At 57.5% G+C, this 16,972-nt stretch carries 16 protein-coding genes; 9 read left to right on the top strand and 7 right to left on the bottom strand.

Translation table 11 applies throughout. From position 1 onward, the window contains the following. Nucleotides 1-2: 2 nt before the first annotated feature. The 4 genes from OZ656_RS17985 to OZ656_RS18000 form a co-directional block, all read right to left on the bottom strand. Nucleotides 3-788, bottom strand: a complete 786-nt coding sequence (locus OZ656_RS17985) for a C39 family peptidase (protein WP_153740499.1) — start codon at nt 786-788, stop codon at nt 3-5. 15 nt (nt 789-803) lie between these two features. Further along, nucleotides 804-1,142 carry a hypothetical protein gene (locus OZ656_RS17990; protein ID WP_011786875.1) on the bottom strand — a complete coding sequence of 113 codons (339 nt, stop codon included), beginning with the start codon at nt 1,140-1,142 and terminating at the stop codon, nt 804-806. A gap of 52 nt (nt 1,143-1,194) precedes the next feature. After that, on the bottom strand, nt 1,195-2,352 hold the full coding sequence (locus OZ656_RS17995) for a hypothetical protein (RefSeq protein ID WP_121207736.1): 1,158 nt from the start codon (nt 2,350-2,352) through the stop codon (nt 1,195-1,197). 383 nt (nt 2,353-2,735) lie between these two features. Beyond that, complete coding sequence (locus OZ656_RS18000) at nt 2,736-4,328, bottom strand: isocitrate lyase (protein ID WP_113879193.1); 1,593 nt, start codon at nt 4,326-4,328, stop codon at nt 2,736-2,738. Between the two features lie 311 nt (nt 4,329-4,639). On the opposite strand from OZ656_RS18000, the gene OZ656_RS18005 reads away from it, so the two are divergent. From OZ656_RS18005 to OZ656_RS18015, 3 genes are read left to right on the top strand one after another with little or no spacing between them, the layout of a single operon-like run. Next, the gene (locus tag OZ656_RS18005) at nt 4,640-6,127 is read left to right on the top strand and encodes a DUF1538 domain-containing protein (protein WP_113879192.1); all 1,488 of its coding nucleotides are present in this window, start codon (nt 4,640-4,642) and stop codon (nt 6,125-6,127) included. Continuing rightward, entirely contained in the window at nt 6,124-6,474 is a 351-nt protein-coding gene (locus OZ656_RS18010; RefSeq protein ID WP_153740498.1) for a P-II family nitrogen regulator, read from the top strand. Before OZ656_RS18005 ends, OZ656_RS18010 begins: the two co-directional genes overlap by 4 nt. 14 nt (nt 6,475-6,488) lie before the next feature. Continuing rightward, nucleotides 6,489-6,878, top strand: a complete 390-nt coding sequence (locus OZ656_RS18015) for a CBS domain-containing protein (protein WP_022993110.1) — start codon at nt 6,489-6,491, stop codon at nt 6,876-6,878. A 10-nt stretch (nt 6,879-6,888) separates the two neighbouring features. Here the strand turns inward: OZ656_RS18015 and OZ656_RS18020 are convergent, their stop codons facing one another. Further along, entirely contained in the window at nt 6,889-8,847 is a 1,959-nt protein-coding gene (locus tag OZ656_RS18020; RefSeq protein ID WP_113879191.1) for an ion channel DMI1, read from the bottom strand. Nucleotides 8,848-9,010: 163 nt separating this feature from the next. Beyond that, nucleotides 9,011-10,747, bottom strand: coding sequence for a C4-dicarboxylic acid transporter DauA (gene dauA, locus OZ656_RS18025; protein WP_379944771.1), 1,737 nt, complete (start codon nt 10,745-10,747; stop codon nt 9,011-9,013). A gap of 127 nt (nt 10,748-10,874) precedes the next feature. Between dauA and OZ656_RS18030 the strand changes: the two genes are divergently transcribed. The 3 genes from OZ656_RS18030 (at nt 10,875) to OZ656_RS18040 (ending at nt 12,887) form a co-directional block, all read left to right on the top strand. After that, a complete protein-coding gene (locus OZ656_RS18030) occupies nt 10,875-11,057 on the top strand; it encodes a hypothetical protein (protein WP_023009570.1) in 183 nt (60 codons plus the stop codon). A 91-nt stretch (nt 11,058-11,148) separates the two neighbouring features. Beyond that, nucleotides 11,149-12,081, top strand: coding sequence for a ChaN family lipoprotein (locus OZ656_RS18035; RefSeq protein ID WP_023009569.1), 933 nt, complete (start codon nt 11,149-11,151; stop codon nt 12,079-12,081). Between the two features lie 95 nt (nt 12,082-12,176). Continuing rightward, on the top strand, nt 12,177-12,887 hold the full coding sequence (locus OZ656_RS18040) for an SIMPL domain-containing protein (RefSeq protein WP_153740495.1): 711 nt from the start codon (nt 12,177-12,179) through the stop codon (nt 12,885-12,887). A gap of 14 nt (nt 12,888-12,901) precedes the next feature. On the opposite strand, the gene OZ656_RS18045 is transcribed toward OZ656_RS18040, so the two are convergent. Then, nucleotides 12,902-13,969 carry a beta-N-acetylglucosaminidase domain-containing protein gene (locus OZ656_RS18045; protein ID WP_153740494.1) on the bottom strand — a complete coding sequence of 356 codons (1,068 nt, stop codon included), beginning with the start codon at nt 13,967-13,969 and terminating at the stop codon, nt 12,902-12,904. 178 nt (nt 13,970-14,147) lie between these two features. On the opposite strand from OZ656_RS18045, the gene OZ656_RS18050 reads away from it, so the two are divergent. The 3 genes from OZ656_RS18050 (at nt 14,148) to OZ656_RS18060 (ending at nt 16,945) form a co-directional block, all read left to right on the top strand. After that, nucleotides 14,148-15,218 (top strand): acyltransferase, encoded by a 1,071-nt coding sequence (locus tag OZ656_RS18050; protein WP_022993117.1) that lies wholly within the window; start codon nt 14,148-14,150, stop codon nt 15,216-15,218. A 52-nt stretch (nt 15,219-15,270) separates the two neighbouring features. Next, nucleotides 15,271-15,729, top strand: coding sequence for an ATPase (locus tag OZ656_RS18055; protein WP_153740493.1), 459 nt, complete (start codon nt 15,271-15,273; stop codon nt 15,727-15,729). A gap of 139 nt (nt 15,730-15,868) precedes the next feature. Continuing rightward, nucleotides 15,869-16,945: a TRAP transporter substrate-binding protein gene (locus OZ656_RS18060; protein WP_011786889.1), complete on the top strand. Its 1,077-nt coding sequence runs from the start codon at nt 15,869-15,871 to the stop codon at nt 16,943-16,945. Nucleotides 16,946-16,972 lie beyond the last annotated feature (27 nt).

Here is a 16,972-nt window from a genome sequence, read left to right on the forward strand (position 1 = left end):
TCTTACCACTCCTGTGTACTGGGCCAGTATGGCAGGGTATGTCCCAATGCCGGCGAGCCAAGCCCCTTGAATAGAGGTGCCCGGGCCAGGCCCGGCCAGTCGTCCCGATCCAGAAAACTGGCTCGCCCCATATCCAGATGGCTGCGTATCACGAAGGCGGAGCCATCCCAATGCTCCTGAAATTCTGCCCAACTGTAGGCTTTAAGCCCCCGGGCCGGATCGCCCACCAGCACTTCCTGATCACTGATGCCCTTGATCACCACAAAATGCCGATAACCTCCCAGCGTTACCAGAGCAATTACCGGAACGCGAACCTGATCCCGAAGGCCGGCTAGCGGCATGCGGAATCCGTCCGCCAGATAACCTTCGGACTCCAGATAACGCTTCATATCCAACATGGAGAAGCCCTGCTGACGCACTTTGTCCTGATCCGCCAGAGTCCACATGCCTTGAAATACTTCCTGCTCACTGACCTCATCGCCGTAGTGAAAAGACAACAACGATGCCAGTGCCGCCGAGCCACAGCTGAAATCGTATTCCTGCTGGAACACAGCCGAAAATCGCTGATTCTGAAAACTGGTGACAGACACCGGAACATCCCCGGCAGGCCCGGGGACCAGCACGGTTCCGGCGTGACCGGCGGTTGACAACATTCCGGCCATCACACCGGCCAGACAACACCTGAAAAGCGACCGGCGGGAAAGGCCGCCACGCCTGGGCGCTACGGGAGTTGCCGACCGCACCTGACGGCTGCGTTCCTGACGGTTCCCGATGCGATTGGTAGCCATGGCGGCCGCCCCTCCTCAATGGTTGATGAGAATATTGATTTGCGTGCTGTCCTGAATGACCACCTGGTTGCCGGTGTTCTGGATGACGGTGGCAATGCCGCTCATGTTGCCGAAAGCCTGATCACTGATACGGTTGTCTCCCGTCTTGACCGGGCCAGACAACACATTGCCAGAGACCAGAGCGTTCTGTTCTGACTCATTGAGTTGCCACTGGAGCGGAATTCCCTGTCGCCCGCTGGCAGCCTCCAACTGATCAGCACTCATTGGTTCCGCATCAGGCCAATCCCCGGCCCAGCTTGCGGACGCCACAGACACCAGCGCAGCCATCAGCATCCTGTTGATGAATCTGGCCATGACACATCTCCCGACAAAACCGGGCTGCCCTGGCCGGGCAGCCCGACCTGTCTCAGTTGCTGCCACCACCGGTACTCAGGTTGGACATTACGCTTACATTGGCCTGGGTTACGCTGCCAACGCCAGCATTCTGGGCAAATGCCCCGACGCCGGTGAAGTTGGCGGAGCCACCACTGATCTCGTTACCAGTGCGGGTATCCACATAGGAACCTTCACCGTTGGCGCTGCCATAGGTGACATTGGTGCCAGAGACCGAGCCGTTAAGCTCTGCATCGTTCATGAACACTTCCAACGACAGGTTCAGCGTGGTGGCGCTGTTGTCTGAGTTGTCACTGCTGTCACTGTTGTAGGAATCGGTAGCGTTGGTGGAGTTGTCAGAACTGTCACTGTTGCCACTGTCCGCGATCTTGAACGAATCGTTCACGTTGGTGCTGTTGTCTGAATTATCGGAGTTGTCAGAGTTATCTGAGTTGTCCGAATTGTCGGAGTTATCCGAGTTATCCGATGCATCGGTGTTGCCACTATCGGCAATCTTGAAGGCATCGTTCACGTTGGTGCTGTTATCGGAATTGTCAGAGTTATCTGAGTTGTCCGAATTATCGGAGTTATCCGAGTTGTCTGACATGTCATTGCCACTATCAGCAACCTTGAACGAATCGCTGACGGTGGTGCTGTTGTCAGAGTTATCCGAGTTATCGGAGTTGTCAGACGCATCGGTATTGCCACTGTCGGCAATCTTGAAGGCATCGTTGACACTGGTGCTGTTGTCCGAATTATCGGAATTATCGGAGTTGTCAGACGCATCGGTATTGCCGCTGTCGGCAATCTTGAAGGCGTCATTCAGGTTGGTGCTGCTGTCCGAATTGTCTGAATTATCCGAGTTGTTCGAATTATCGGAGTTATTGGAGTTGTCCGAATTATTCGAGTTATCAGACATGTCGTTTCCACTGTCGGCGATCTTGAAAGAGTCCGCCACATCGGTACTGTTGTCTGAATTGTTGGAGTTATCGGAGCTGTCCGAGTTATCGGAGTTGTTGGTGGAGTTGTCGTTGCCAGAGTCCGCGTTACCGGAATAGTTGGTATTGGCAGCGGAGTTGTCGTTGGCATTGTTGTTGGGGTCACCGTCCCCACCCTGGTCAGCCAGTGCAAATCCGGAGATACCCATGCTCATGGCGATGGCAGCGGCTAGCAGATTCTTCTTGGTATTCATGATGTCATGTCCTTTTGATGGTATTGGCTTAAAGGGGTCCAACCCATCCCGCCAGCATTCGGGTAAGCCAAGGTCCAGACCCGCCGAAGACAAGAGCGATTCCCGTGCCAGAAGCCAAATAAATTACTCAGGACATTGAAAAATAAAGAGAAATAAAAATTTCAAGAACACCAGAAAACAACTGTGAACTGACGAACTGTTGCGCTGGTGAAACAGCAAACGGTGGCTACATATCAGCCATTTCGCTTTTGTCCCCCAATATCAGCAACCTGGAAAAATCCGCCAGTGTTAAAAAACAAAACCCCGCAGGGCGATAGCCATGCGGGGTTTCTGGTAGCTGGCAGGCACCTGCGGGTGCCTGCCGGACAACCTGAACCGGTCGATTAACCGAACTGGTTCATGGTGTTGTCTTTACCACCGGCTTTCAGAGCCGCTTCACCAGCGAAGAACTCTTTGTGGTCATCACCGATGTTGGAACCGGCCATGTCCTGGTGCTTCACGGTAGCGATGCCCTGACGGATTTCCTGACGCTGTACGCCAGCAACGTAGGCCAGCATGCCTTCGTCACCGAAGTAGCCTTTGGCCAGGTTGTCGGTAGACAGAGCCGCAGTGTGGTACGTCGGCAGAGTGATCAGGTGATGGAACACACCAGCTTCACGGGACGCATCACGCTGGAAGTTACGGCACCACTCGTCAGCCAGCTGACCCAGCTCAGTGTTGTCGTACTCGGCGCTCATCAGCTTGGCACGGTCGTAGGCAGATACGTCTTTGCCTTCTTCCTGCATGGCATCGAATACCTGCTGACGGAAGTTCAGAGTCCAGTTGAAGGACGGGCTGTTGTTGTAAACCAGCTTGGCGTCGGGCACCACTTCCTTGATGCGGTTAACCATGCCAGCGATCTGGCCAACGTGCGGCTTCTCGGTTTCGATCCACAGCATGTCAGCGCCGTTCTGCAGGCTGGTGATGCAGTCCAGAACAACACGGTCTTCGCCAGAACCCGGCTTGAAGCAGAACAGGCCAGAGGCCAGACGCTTCGGCTTCAGCAGCTTGCCGTTGGACTTGATCACAACGTCGCCGTTCTCGATCTGGGAAGCGTCGTCGATGTACTCGCCGTCCAGGAAGCTGTTGTACTGGTCGCCCAGGTCGCCCGGCTCGTTGGTAACAGCGATCTGCTTGGTCAGACCAGCACCCAGGGAGTCAGTACGGGCAACGATCACGCCGTCGTCCACACCCAGTTCCAGGAACGCCAGACGAACCGCGTTGATCTTGGACAGGAAGTCGGCATGGGGAACGGTTACTTTGCCGTCCTGGTGGCCACACTGCTTCTCGTCAGAAACCTGGTTCTCGATCTGGATACAGCAAGCACCGGCTTCGATCATCTGCTTGGCCAGCAGGTAGGTCGCTTCGGCGTTACCGAAACCAGCGTCGATGTCCGCAATGATGGGCACAACGTGGGTTTCGTGGTTGTCGATCTGCTTGATCAGCTCTTCGGCCTTGGCAGTGTCGCCAGCGTTTTCAGCTTCTTCCAGGGCGCGGAACAGGTGGTTCAGTTCCCAGGCATCGGCCTGACGCAGGAAGGTGTACAGTTCTTCGATCAGACCAGAAACAGCAGTCTTCTCGTGCATGGACTGGTCAGGCAGCGGGCCGAACTCGGAACGCAGGGCAGCAACCATCCAGCCAGACAGGTACAGGTAACGACGCTTGGTGGTACCGAAGTGCTTCTTGATGGAGATCATCTTCTGCTGGCCGATGAAACCGTGCCAGCAACCCAGAGACTGGGTGTACTTGGAAGAATCGGCATCGTAAGCAGCCATGTCTTCACGCATGATCTTGGCGGTGTACTTGGCGATGTCCAGACCAGTCTTGAACTTGTTCTGGGCGCGCATGCGGGCCGCGTGCTTCGGGTTGATGGCGTTCCAGGTCGGGTTCTGCTTCAGAATGGAAGCGATTTGGTCGACGTCTTGTGCGTAAGGCATGGTCTCTATCCTTTCTACGTTTGTGTTCAAAAGGTTCGGAACACTGCTGCCAGCAGCCTCCGGAGCCAGCCACCGGCCGGGACAACCGGGCTGGTGGTGACGTTGGGCGTAACTTTAGTGCTTTCGAATTTATAATTGAAATTTATATGGTGTATTTTCGGCATTTTTTAAATGAATACACATAATCCCTGCCGACAGGCTGAAGGCCTATTATTGAGGCGGGTCATTTCGGACAGACTACAGCGTGCTATGATTCAGGCACTTGACCCAGATCACCAACCTCCCTCACCCACGGGCTACAGGGGCATTCTGTGTTCTACGTCCGCGCCTTCAATCATTCACTCCTGCACGCACTGAAGAACCTGCTTCCCATTGTGATCGTGGTGGCGTTCTTTCAGATCGCCATTCTCCAGCAGGTGCCAGAGAACCTGTTCAGCATGGTTGCCGGCCTGTTTGTGGTTGCCATCGGTGTTGCCCTGTTTCTGCAAGGGCTCGAGCTTAGCATCTTCCCGCTCGGAAAGAGCCTGTCGAATCAGTTTGCCCGGCGCGGTTCCCTGGTCATTCTCCTGGCCTTCGGCTTTGCCATGGGCTTCTCTGCGGTAATTGCCGAGCCAGCCCTGATTGCCGTGGCCGAGCAGGCACAAACCATCAGCGGGGGGCGAATCGACAGCCTGACACTCCGGGTACTGGTAGCACTATCCGTGGGTTGCGTGGTGGCCCTCGGCGTTTTCCGGACCATTTTCGGCTACCCGATACACTGGTTCATGATTGTCGGCTACATCATCGTGGTGATCGTCACCTGGTTTGCACCCGAAGAAATCGTCGGTCTGGCCTACGATTCCGGCGGTGTCACCACCAATGTTGTGACCGTGCCGCTGATTGCCGCGTTGGGCATAGGTCTGGCTGCGTCGATCCGAGGCCGGAACCCGCTGATTGACGGTTTCGGACTGGTCGCACTGGCGGTGATGGTACCGATGGTTACCGTGCAGGTTTACGGCATGTTGGTGTACTCAGGTTCTGCCGAAGCCGAGGGTGTCCCGCTCTCACCAGATGTCGGAGAAACCAAGCCTTCCGGCGTGGTCGGCGCACTGCTGGACCTGGTCACCATGATTCGGGATGTTCTGCCCATCATCATTACGGTGCTCTTCTTTCAGTATCTGGTACTGCGCCGCAAACTTCCCAATCCACGCAAGGTCATCTTTGGTTTTACCTTGGTGATTCTGGGGCTTTATGCCTTTGTGATCGGTCTCAAGATGGGGTTGTTTCCGATTGGTACCAGCATGGCCGAACAACTGACGGCCAGAGACAACTATCTTTACGTATACCTCTTTGCACTGATGATCGGCTTTGCCACGACCATGGCGGAACCGGCGCTGATCGCCATCGGCAGACAGGCGGAAGAAGCCGCCGGGGGAACCCTGAACGGCAATGTCATTCGCATACTGGTGGCGGTCGGGGTAGCCGTCGGCATCACTATCGGCGTTCACCGGATCATCACCGGCGACTCCATTCACTACTACATCATGGGCGGCTATATTCTGGTCGTCGGCCTGACCCTGATTGCGCCCCGCTACATCATCGCGCTGGCCTATGATCTGGGTGGGGTCACCACGTCGGAAGTAACCGTCCCTCTGGTTACCGCCCTGGGCATTGGCCTGGCCAGCAGTATCGACGGACGCAGCATTCTCATCGACGGCTTCGGGCTGATTGCCTTTGCTTCAATCTTTCCTATCGTAACGGTGATGGCCTACGCCATCGCATCCCAGTATCTTGCAGAACCACGTAAGGAGACACCATGAAATTCTCGGCACTGGTGGCCATCGTTCCTGAAGACCTGGAGCAGGAGTGTATTGATGCTGCCCGGGATTGCGGTGCCGGAGGAATCACTGTGATGTCCGGCCGGGGCATCAGCAATACCGCGAAAAAAACGTTCTTCGGCCTGACCTACGACGGCAGCCAGAGCGTGCTGCTGATGGTCCTGGAGAAGGGGCTGTCGCTTGATGTGCTGAAAGCCATCCAGAAAGTCATCATGCCGGATGGCAAAGATTCCCAGGGTATGATCTTTACCGTACCACTGGAACACATGGGCGGCATCGACATGGCCCAGGTGGAGAAATTTGAACAACACGTGAAAGACTCTCTGTAAACGGAGCGCAGATAATGAAACTGGTCAAAGACGTGATGGTGACCGACATCATCAGGATTTCGCCCTTCGCCACCATTCGCGAGGCGCTTTCCCTGATGAAGCGCCACAATGTCAAATCCCTGGTGGTCGAACGCCAGAATGAGCACGATGCCTGGGGCCTGATTACCTATACCAATATTCTCAAGTCAGTTATCTCGGAGGACGGCGACATCGATTTGCTGAACGTCTACGATGTGTGTGCCAAACCGGTGATCAGCGTAGGTGAGAACCTGGCTCTGAAATACGCGGCCAGACTGATGACCGAATACAGGGTCAAGCGCCTGCTGGTGCTGTGTGACAACGACATTTCCGGGTTCGTGGTCATGGACGACATCATGCAGGCACTGCTGGAGACCGTCGACTAGAGACGCCGGCTCAACGCTCAGCGCCCAGACAAAGCACCAACAGCTGATCGCCATCGCGCAGATCCAGGTACTGGTTCCGGGGCGGATTCAGTTGTAAATGGCGCCCGCGTTCATCCGCTTCGGCCCGATAAACGCCCAGGGCAATTTCCCCGCGCTCCGCCACAATCTTCTCCAACACCTGGAAATCCGCGCTGGCCGGCAACGGGTAGTCGTGAGGCTTCCGGAACTGGATTTCTGCCCCACCCTCCGTGAACAATTCATCCAGCACCACCCTCAGTTCCCGCCGCAACGCCACCTGAGCCAACACATGACTGAGAATCATCGGGCTGATCAGCATCTCGCTCTTGTGGCCATACAACAGATGGCGGTTATCCGGGTCACTCAGTTCCATAATGACCTGCGGTCGCCTGGGGGCGGCCGACAGAACATCTTCCAACTGGAGATAGCCCACCATGGCACGGGCATCGGCTTCCTCTCCGGAGCCAACTCGATCGCTGCTGAGCAACATCACTGTGTCGTATCCGGCTGGATCAAGGCGCCGAAGGTCCTCTTCCACCATGTAGTCGGCTTCCAGCAGGCGGCCGTTTACTTTCGACAGGTCAACGCCGTAACGCTGCATTTCCCGATTCCGGTCATCCAACGGAATCGCCGACACCAGATCGAGTTCAAAAACCCGACTGCCATAGCTGGCAAACTCGGCCGCCATGGTCGGCACCCTGCGGTTCCAGCCCAGTACCAGCACCCTGTGGACACCCGGAACCGGCTCTGGCAGGGCCTGATTTTGTCTTCGCTCCAGCTTCGGCAACGTCGCTGCCTTTGGCACGGCCACGGTATGCTGGTAATCCCGGGCCAGAAGCACAACCCGGTCTTCGTTGCGGATGACCGTGCCGGAATCTGCCAACAGATTGACCTGCCAGCCCCCGCTCGGGTTTGGATGCAACAATCCCAGGACAATCGCATTGGGCCGCTGGCTTGCCAGCTCTGCCAAGGTCAGGCCTTCAGCGGTTTCTCCCCCACGCACGAAAATCTCGTTGCCTTCACCGGCGGTCAGCAACTCGTTGTAGACCTCGGAAAGGTTCGGGTGGATGACGTTCTGAACCATCAACCTGCTGATGGTGGCATCACCGGCCACCACTTCCACGGCCCCGGGGTAGGCCCGCTCGATAACGGGCAGTTTACGCATGTCCTGAATTTCAGCCACCACAAAGGGCAGCCGGGCGTTGTAGTGCCTGGCCTGGGCGGCGATGGACAACAGCGCCTTCACGGTTTCAACATCGGAGGTTATCAGCGAGCCGCCCTCGTGCACCTGGCTGGGCACAATCACCGCCGCCGCATCCAGACAGGCAACCCGATGCAACGCTTCCGGCTGAATGGCAGAGCCGCTACGCAGAATCACTTCCCGGGCTCGCCGGCCAATACCAGGCTCCCTGATCAGTTCGTGCAAATGCTCGACACTGGCCTCTTCCGCCAAAAGAACCAGCCGCAGTTTCTGGGCGTCATGCTTCTCCAGAAACCGGGCCATACGCCCAGACGAACCAAATAACTCCGCTACCAGCGGCGGCGTCTGGGCGGTCCAGCCCAGCACGACGATATGGTTCTTCAACGTCACCGGGGTGAGGCCACGCTCCAGATCTTCCATCTTGGCAATCAGCCAACGGGTGAGAATGGCCACCAGGGTACCCATGAACACCACGTAGCCCATTATCGTCAGCAGGGTGGAGACAATGCGTTGCCAGGTGCCCACGTCATCTCCCAGGTAACCCGGATCGGTCAAGCGCAAAAACGCCCACCAGATGGCGTGCCCGGGACTTTCAAACTCGCCGGCCTGGGGCAGCACCACCAGCAGACCGCCAATCAGCGAGATCAGCGCAATAAAGCAACCGACCACCAGCAACTGAAAGCCAGCCCCCTTGACCAGCTGGCGCTCCACGATGAACTTGATCCGATCAACAATTCGAAATGGCAGCATTCGGTCCCTTATAGCGTCGTTCCCGCGGCAAACGGTTTGCCGGTTTCTGATTCTGTCGCCTAGGATAGTTCAAACAGTCCCGGAAGGTGACCCCTGACATGATGCGGCCTTCAGGCGTTCTTGTGTTGATCACTGGCGTGTTATGCCAACTGCCTGTTTTTTTTTAGGTCTGCCAGTCCATCTCTGACAACTCAGCCAGCGCCGCCTCCAGAGTCGGGTAGAAATAGCTCACGCCGGGCTCCGGTTTTACGCCGGCCCGGGCCAGGGTTCTCAATGGCTGGAACTGCAAGTCAGCAAATACAAGGCGGGTACCGGTTTTCCGGCAACTGGCGATCAGTTTATTCAGCGCCGCCAGGCCGCCAGCGTCGAGGATGGTCACTCCGTCCATGTACAACACCAGGCCCTTAGCCTGCTGGGACAAGTCTGCCAGCTCGCCGAAGATGCGGTCAGCGGCCGCGAAAAAAAGCGGACCATTGATCTTGAACACCTGCCAGCCCTCCGGCACTCCAACCTGCTGCACCCGTTTGTTGCCGGTAATGTCAGTCACCCTGGTCATTTGTGCCATTTCACGCATGAACAGCACAGCGGCCAGTAACACCCCGGTGGTGATGGCAATTACCATGTCCAGGGCCACGGTCAGGCCGAAGCAGGTCAGGAAAACCAGGATGTCGCTGCGAGGCGCGGTTCTCAGCAGGTGCACGGCTTTCGGCGCCTCACTCATGTTCCAGGCCACCATCACCAGCAACGCGGCCATGGCCGGCATGGGCAGATAGGCAAGAATGCCGGCCAGGGAGACCAGCGCCAGCAGCACCACCAGCGCATGAATCATCGCAGCCACCGGCGATTCAGCGCCGGCCCGGTAATTGGCGGCCGACCGGGCAATAGCGGCGGTGGCCGTGATACCGCCAAAGAACGGCACCACAATATTGCCAATGCCCTGCCCCATCAGCTCGCTGTTGGCACTGTGGCGTTTACCGGTCATGCCATCCAGCACCACGGCACAGAGCAGGGATTCGATGGCCCCCAGCATGGCGATGGCGAAGGCGGCCGGAATCAGCTCCCGGAACAGGTCCCAGGACAGGCCGAGGGGGCGTCCGTCGGCCCCGGCCTGCTGCCAGGGCCAGGCGAATTCCGGTAAAAACGGCGGTATGCCGGCGCCGGTACTGCCATCGGGAAGCAGGTAGCTGAAGCGTGACCCCACGGTCTCAATCGCCGCGCCACCAGCGTTCAACCACAATGCCAGAAGACTGCCAACAATCACTGCTGGCAGATGAGGCGGCACCGGGGTTCTCAGCCTTGGCCAGAGCAGCATCACCGCCAGGGTAACCACCGCCACCAGCGTACTCAGTCCATCCAGCGCCGGCAGTTGCTGACCCAGGACCGCCAGCTTGTCCCAGTAATGCTCTGGCATAGCGTCAATGGAGAGCCCGAAGAAGTCTTTTACCTGCAAGGTGGCAATCACCACGGCAATGCCACCGGTGAATCCCAGAGTGACGGATTCGGGGATATACTCAATAAAGCGGCCCAGGCGCATCACCGCCATAATCACCAGCAACACACCGGACATCAGCGTAGCCAGCAGCAATCCACCTAGGCCATAGCTCTGGGCAATGGGATAGAGAATCACCACAAACGCGGCAGTAGGGCCGGAAATGCTGTATCGGCTGCCGCCAAACAGGGCAATCAGAAAACCGGCTATGATAGCGGTATACAGGCCATATTGCGGCGCAACCCCGGAGGCAATCGCCAGCGCCATCGCCAGCGGAATGGCAATGATGCCAACCGTGGCGCCAGCCATCAGGTCTTTGAAAAAGCGCCCGCTGTTGTAGGGTTCATCGACGCAGGCCTCGCGAACGGCGTGAGCGGTACGAAGAGAAAAGAGATGGGCGCGATGGGGCATGAACAGACTCTCTCAGGCCAGGCATTTGGTTACATTATATGCTCATCATCTGTACACTCAATGTTAATATGATTAACATGTCAATCTGTAACTATCTTCGCTGAACCTGTTGAGAACCAGAAACACCATGGAAAACCGAACTGCCCGGCTGACCCTGTTGATTGACCCTGAAAAGAAGAAAGTTTTCGAGGCCCTTTGCAAGCAGGAGGACGTGACTCCCTCCCAGAAGGTGCGTCAGTTCATTCGTGAATATGTGGAAGAGCGGCTCGGGCCAGACTGGCGCGAGAACAGCGGCCAGAAAACCGACTGACTCCGGCAACGTACAATCGGATATGAAAGCTTACGCCACCCGCCTTGTCCTGACGCTTGTAACCGTTGCCGCCTTCACAGGATGCACAGTCATGCGCACAGAGAACCGGCCCGCGCCCGTCAGCCAGTACGATGCCGTAATCGTCGACGCCAGCACCGGCAATATCCTCACTGTCGCAGAACTGGCCCGGAAGCTGGCAGACACCGATGTAGTGGTGACGGGGGAATACCATGGCCACCATGCCTCGCACCTGTTGCAGGCCCGCCTTCAACAGGCGCTTTACCGGCACAACCCCCGGCAGATCCTGACCATGGAGCAGTTCAACCTGAACCACCAGGATGCCCTGGATGCCTACCTGGCCGGACAAGCCGGCGAAACGGAAATGATCGAAGACGCGGGCGCCTGGGAGAACTACAAAGGCTCCTACCGGCCCCTGGTGGAATTTGCCCGCGAACACCAGTTGCCGGTTGTCGCGGCCAACGCCCCGGCAGATATCGTGCGCTGTGTCGGCCGTGAGGGGATGGACTATCTGCAACGCCTGCCAGACGCGCAACGCGCCGCCCTGCCCGCACAGGCCTTCCTGGATACCCCGGACTACCGTGACAAATTCGTCGACGCCATTGCCGGCAGCCACGGTGCGGAACAGACAGAACTGACCGGGCGCCTGCTGAGCACCTATCAGGCCCAGCTGTTGCGGGACAACACCATGGCCGAGCGGATACTGACTGCACTGAATGAATACCCCGGACATCAGGTTTTGCACACCACCGGCACCTTCCACAGCGAACAGCGGCTCGGTACCGTTGCGGTCCTTGAGCAACGGGCACCAGAGCTGAGCATTGCAGTGCTCTCACCGGTTGAATGGTCGCCCCCGGAACAGGCGATGCCGGTGGCAGCAAACCGTCACAAGGGTGACTACCTTTACTTTATTCTGCCCCTGCCTCCGGAATACCGGGATGCGGAACGCCAGCGCAGCGCCATGCAGAAACGCTTCAGCCGCCATTCAGACACCCGCTGCGAGTGATCAAAGTGGCGGGTAAGGCGCGCCTTCCCAGCAGCCCCGGTTCCCGTTAACCTGCGCAGACATCAGGATGTTTTCCGAACCGCAAGGAGTAAGCCATGAAAGTTGTCTCTGCCCTGATTATCGGCCTGTGCGCCATTGTTGCCGCTTCCCTGTTGAGCCAGGGCTTGATGGGGCTGCGCACGGCCGATCGCTACGTAACGGTCAAGGGCATGGCCGAACGGGAAGTGCAGGCAGACCTGGCGCTCTGGCCCATCCGCTTTGTTGCCACCGGTAGCACGCTGGACGAAGCACAGAACAAAGCCCGAAGCAGCCGGGAAGCCATCATGGCATTCCTGAAACTGCAGGCCATTGACCAGTCAGCGGTTGAGCTCCAACGTCTGGACGTGACCGACACTCGCGCCAATCCATACGCCGGCAATAACAGCGAGCAACAGTACATCATCAATCAGACCCTGATGGTGCGCAGCACCGATATCGATCGCATCCGACAGGCGGCACAGAACGTCAGCGAGCTGGTGGATTCCGGCGTAGTGTTGTCCTCAGACTACGGCCCGAGCGGCCCCACTTACCTGTTCAACGGCCTGAACGATATCAAACCGGCCATGATCGCCGAGGCCACCACGGCGGCCCGTGAATCCGCCCAACAGTTCGCTCGGGATGCCGAGGCCAAACTTGGCAGCCTGCGCCGGGCCAATCAGGGTGTGTTCCAGATTCTGGCAAGGGATCAGGCACCGGGCGTGTCGGAGCAACAACAGCCGGTGAAAACCGTGCGGGTGGTATCCACCTTCGATTACTATCTGGAGTAACAGAAAACAGGTGCCTACTGGGTGGCCACCATTTCGTCGGTCACCTGATAGTCTCCGGCCAGCCAGCGCAGGATCTCGTGAGCCGCCGGGTGATCAAACGCGTCGTAGGTGTGCATCAATGCCTGCTTTTTCTCATCGCTGATGCGTGCCAGCCCGGTGTCCTGCAGGGTCAGTAGATCCTTATGCAACTGCCCCGCAAGCTCCAGACCAAGCACTTCCCGCGCTGCATGCAAAAACGCCTGACCATACTGGTAATCCGGCCCCTGGCGGTAGCATTCCGCCAGCGTGATCGCCGGGATGGTGGTCAGCACCGGCTGCAGTGCCGGATTGATGGCATGACCGGCAAGGTAGGCGGCATTGCCGGCAGGGCGACCGGTAAAACCACGCAGATGCAGATGCCGGGACATGCGGTCGCCATCATTCACCGGGTAATTATCCCAGAGCAGTGGCTTGCGCCCCAGCAACTTGCTGACACGTTTGAGATGGCCCGGAGAAACTTCACGGGAACAGACCTCTTCCCCGGTCCAGAAAATTCTCACTTCACGGTCCAGTTCCGCCCCCAGGGTTTCCAGATAGTCCGCCGGCCGCTGCCCGAACACCCGGTCCAGCACCGGGTCATCGGAGTAGTAGGTGGGGCATACGCTAAGTTTGCCGGCACTGGTGTTGGCTTTTACCCAGTCCACGATCTGAGCCTGGGTGCGGGCCAGGTCCGGGGTGTCCGGGTGCATGTCATCAAACAGGATAGCCAGCTCCTGGATACCGAGGCGATCCAGCATTTTCAGTTTCTTCGCCAGGGCCTCCCGGGCCGCCTCATCGAAGTTATTGAAGATTTCGAACGGGCTCAGCCCGATACCAAACCGCACACCTTCACGCCGGCAGAATCTGGCAAAGTCCGCCATTGCCTCAGCCTGCTCCGGAGGGTGCGGCTCCTGCCAGCGACGACGCAGGTAAGGATCGGCCTTGGGGGCATACAGATAGAAGCCGTAACCATGGGCAAGCAGGGTATTGACCAGTTGGCGCCGTTCGGACCAGGTCCACAGGGGGCCGTAAAATCCTTCAATAATTCCCAGTTCCACCGTCATAAACCTGTTGCTCCCTGTCTGCCACCCAAGCGAGTACTATACCGGACCAGCCGCCTTGATGACGGGATCGTCAGATCTCAGCAAGCATACCGTATGATTAGATCCTAGCCGCTACTGTCACAACCTGCCTAGAATAAACGATCCGGTAAAATGTTGAGTTTTCAGGAGCACAACTTTCATGCCCAATGGTCAAGACCGACTGCCCGCACTGGACGCGCTTCGAGGCATCGCGGCCCTGGGTGTGGTGCTGTTCCACTACCTCCCCTACTACGACAAACTCTACGGCCACAGTTTCAGCACGCCGGACACCCTCGGTTTCGGGCGCTACGGGGTTCACCTGTTCTTCATCCTCAGCGGCTTTGTCATCTTCATGACCCTGGAGCGCACCCGCAGCGCTAGCTGGTTCGGACTGGCCCGGGCCTTCCGCCTGCTGCCTGCACTCTGGGCCGGCATTGTATTGACCTGGATTGCCGTTCAACTGATGGGGCCAGCTGACCGCATGGTGAGCCCCGGCTCGGCGCTACTGAACATCACTCTGCTGCACGAATACCTGGGCCATCCCCATGTCGATGGCGCCTACTGGAGCCTGGTGATTGAAGCCACGTTCTACGTCTGGATTGCCTTGTTGTTCTACGGGCTGGGGAGCTGGCAGCGCATGCGGCCAGTACTCTGGGCCTGGACTCTGGCCAGCTACGCGGCGGTGATCTGGTGGAAGGCCATTCCCGACGGGCTGGAATTCCTGATCAAAGACCTGTTGTTTACCCGCTACGCGCCCCTGTTTATCAGCGGCATGCTGATCTACCGCTGGCACCGCCACAACCGCTTGCCGGTCGCGGATCTTGCGCTATTGACACTAACCATCAGCCACTGTCTGCTCGCTTACAAGGCACCGTTCAACCTCTTTGTGCTCGGCTGTTATGGCGTTTTCGGGCTGGCTGTCGCCGGCTACCTCAACGTTCTGGCCCGGCCGGGACTGCTCTGGCTGGGCAGCATTTCATACACCCTGTACCTGGTGCACCAGAACATTGGTTATGGCGTGATTGATCTGGCTTACAAAGCCGGACTACCCGGCCAACTTGGTGTGATGATGGCACTGGCCGTTGCCATTGGTCTGGCGGCAGCCCTGCATTACGGTATCGAAAAACCCGCTCTGCGCTGGTTCCGGCAGTGGCGGAAACGTGCCGTACCGGATACCGGTCTGACGTTGATCAACGCCCCGGTGCCGAAAAAAGCGGAAAATCTTGACTAGACTGAACACAACAAAAAACCTGAAACCCATTGCCTGACAAGAGTAAGACGCCATGGAAATCAAAACCTTCGCAGACCTGATTGACTGGACACGCCAGCTCCACGCCCACCTGGCCCGGTGCCTGCACGAATCCGCCCAGAAAAATCAGAACGAACGCGCTAGCGCCTTGCTCGATTACATCAGTTCCCACGAGGCACTGCTGGAACAGGCTGTTGCCGAGTACGAGAAACAGGCCGACCCGAAAGCCATGACCACCCGCCTGTACGATTATGGCGTGCATAAACCCATCGAGAAGAACCGCACCTGCGATACCCGCTATAACGATCTGGATTTTGACGGTATTGCCCGGGAGATCTTTGATTTCCACGACCAGGTGATGGACCTGTACGACGCCCTCATCGGCAAAGCCGAGATTCCCGAGGCCAAATCCCTGCTGGAGGATCTGAAATCCCTGGAGGAGCATGAGGCCATGCGCCTGGCCAGCCAGATCGGTCGAATGAACGACGTTTAACGTTAGACCAATGTCGTAGTCCGGCAATTTTTTGCTGCAGCCCACCCGCCATAGTTGCTAATCTGAACTACACTCTTGAGTTCCGGACCCCACGAGGGGCCGGGCTCTACTACAACAATGACAAGAGGTTAGAAGAGCAATGAAGATCCGTTCTGTTCTTTCCGCGGCTGTGCTGGCTGTGGCAACTACCTTTGCCGCCACCCAGGCGCTTGCCCAAGACAAGTTCACCCTGCGACTGGCAGAAACCTGGGGCCCGAACTTCCCCATTTTTGGTGACACCACCAAACGCTTCGCTGAAACCGTTAACAAGATGTCTGATGGCCGACTGACCGTCCGCATCGACTCAGCCAACAAGCACAAGGCCCCACTGGGCGTATTCGACATGGTCAAGGCCGGTCAGTACGACATGGGCCACTCCGCCTCCTATTACTGGAAGGGCAAGGTGCCGGAAACCCTGTTCTTCACCAGCATGCCATTTGGCATGAATGCCATGGAACAGTATGCGTGGTTCTACCACGGTGGCGGTATGGAGCTGATGCAGGAAGTGTATGAGCCCCACAACATGCTGTCGTTCCCTGGCGGCAACACCGGCGTACAGATGGGCGGCTGGTTCCGCAAGGAAATCAAATCCCTGGATGACCTCAAGGGTCTGAAAATGCGTATTCCCGGCTTTGCCGGCGAAGTCTTCGCAGAAGTGGGTGTTAACCCCACTAACATCGCCCCGGGCGAGCTCTACACCGCTCTGGAGCGTAATACGATTGATGCCGTTGAGTGGGTAGGCCCGGCGCTGGATTTGCGTCTTGGTTTCCAGCAGATTGCTGACTACTACTACACCGGCTGGCACGAACCGGCAACCGAGCTGCAGTTCCTGATCAACAAGCGCGTTTGGGATCGCCTGCCGGCAGACCTTCAGGAAATCATGCGGGTAGCCATGCGCACCGCTTCCTATGACATGCTGGTTCACTCCCAGCACGCCAACGCCGAAGCCTGGGCAAACATCAAGGAAGAGTATCCGAACGTACAGATCAAGCGTTTCCCGGATGACATTTTCCAGGCCATGTACGAGGCCAACGAGAAGCTGTTGAAAGAAGCCGCGGCAGAAAGTGAGATGGCTGCGAAGATCATTGAATCCCAGCACAATTATCTTGAGCAGAGCCGCGCTTACACCGACATTTCGGAGCGGGCTTACCTCAACACCATGGCCGAAGTCGAGTAAACTATTCGTTTATGACGAATCAGAGCC

This window comes from Marinobacter sp. LM1, from assembly GCF_042763285.1.
In the GTDB taxonomy this organism is placed as follows: domain Bacteria; phylum Pseudomonadota; class Gammaproteobacteria; order Pseudomonadales; family Oleiphilaceae; genus Marinobacter; species Marinobacter nauticus.

Bases quoted from the DNA above. Each gene is read 5' to 3' on its own strand.
- OZ656_RS18010 (WP_153740498.1), top strand. From the start codon at position 6,124: ATGAAATTCTCGGCACTGGTGGCCATCGTTCCTGAAGACCTGGAGCAG.
- OZ656_RS17990 (WP_011786875.1), bottom strand. From the start codon at position 1,142: ATGGCCAGATTCATCAACAGGATGCTGATGGCTGCGCTGGTGTCTGTG.
- OZ656_RS18020 (WP_113879191.1), bottom strand. From the start codon at position 8,847: ATGCTGCCATTTCGAATTGTTGATCGGATCAAGTTCATCGTGGAGCGC.
- OZ656_RS18045 (WP_153740494.1), bottom strand. From the start codon at position 13,969: ATGACGGTGGAACTGGGAATTATTGAAGGATTTTACGGCCCCCTGTGG.
- OZ656_RS18040 (WP_153740495.1), top strand. From the start codon at position 12,177: ATGAAAGTTGTCTCTGCCCTGATTATCGGCCTGTGCGCCATTGTTGCC.
- OZ656_RS18050 (WP_022993117.1), top strand. From the start codon at position 14,148: ATGCCCAATGGTCAAGACCGACTGCCCGCACTGGACGCGCTTCGAGGC.
- OZ656_RS17995 (WP_121207736.1), bottom strand. From the start codon at position 2,352: ATGAATACCAAGAAGAATCTGCTAGCCGCTGCCATCGCCATGAGCATG.
- OZ656_RS18000 (WP_113879193.1), bottom strand. From the start codon at position 4,328: ATGCCTTACGCACAAGACGTCGACCAAATCGCTTCCATTCTGAAGCAG.
- OZ656_RS17985 (WP_153740499.1), bottom strand. From the start codon at position 788: ATGGCTACCAATCGCATCGGGAACCGTCAGGAACGCAGCCGTCAGGTG.
- dauA (WP_379944771.1), bottom strand. From the start codon at position 10,747: ATGCCCCATCGCGCCCATCTCTTTTCTCTTCGTACCGCTCACGCCGTT.
- OZ656_RS18035 (WP_023009569.1), top strand. From the start codon at position 11,149: ATGCGCACAGAGAACCGGCCCGCGCCCGTCAGCCAGTACGATGCCGTA.
- OZ656_RS18015 (WP_022993110.1), top strand. From the start codon at position 6,489: ATGAAACTGGTCAAAGACGTGATGGTGACCGACATCATCAGGATTTCG.
- OZ656_RS18060 (WP_011786889.1), top strand. From the start codon at position 15,869: ATGAAGATCCGTTCTGTTCTTTCCGCGGCTGTGCTGGCTGTGGCAACT.
- OZ656_RS18030 (WP_023009570.1), top strand. From the start codon at position 10,875: ATGGAAAACCGAACTGCCCGGCTGACCCTGTTGATTGACCCTGAAAAG.
- OZ656_RS18055 (WP_153740493.1), top strand. From the start codon at position 15,271: ATGGAAATCAAAACCTTCGCAGACCTGATTGACTGGACACGCCAGCTC.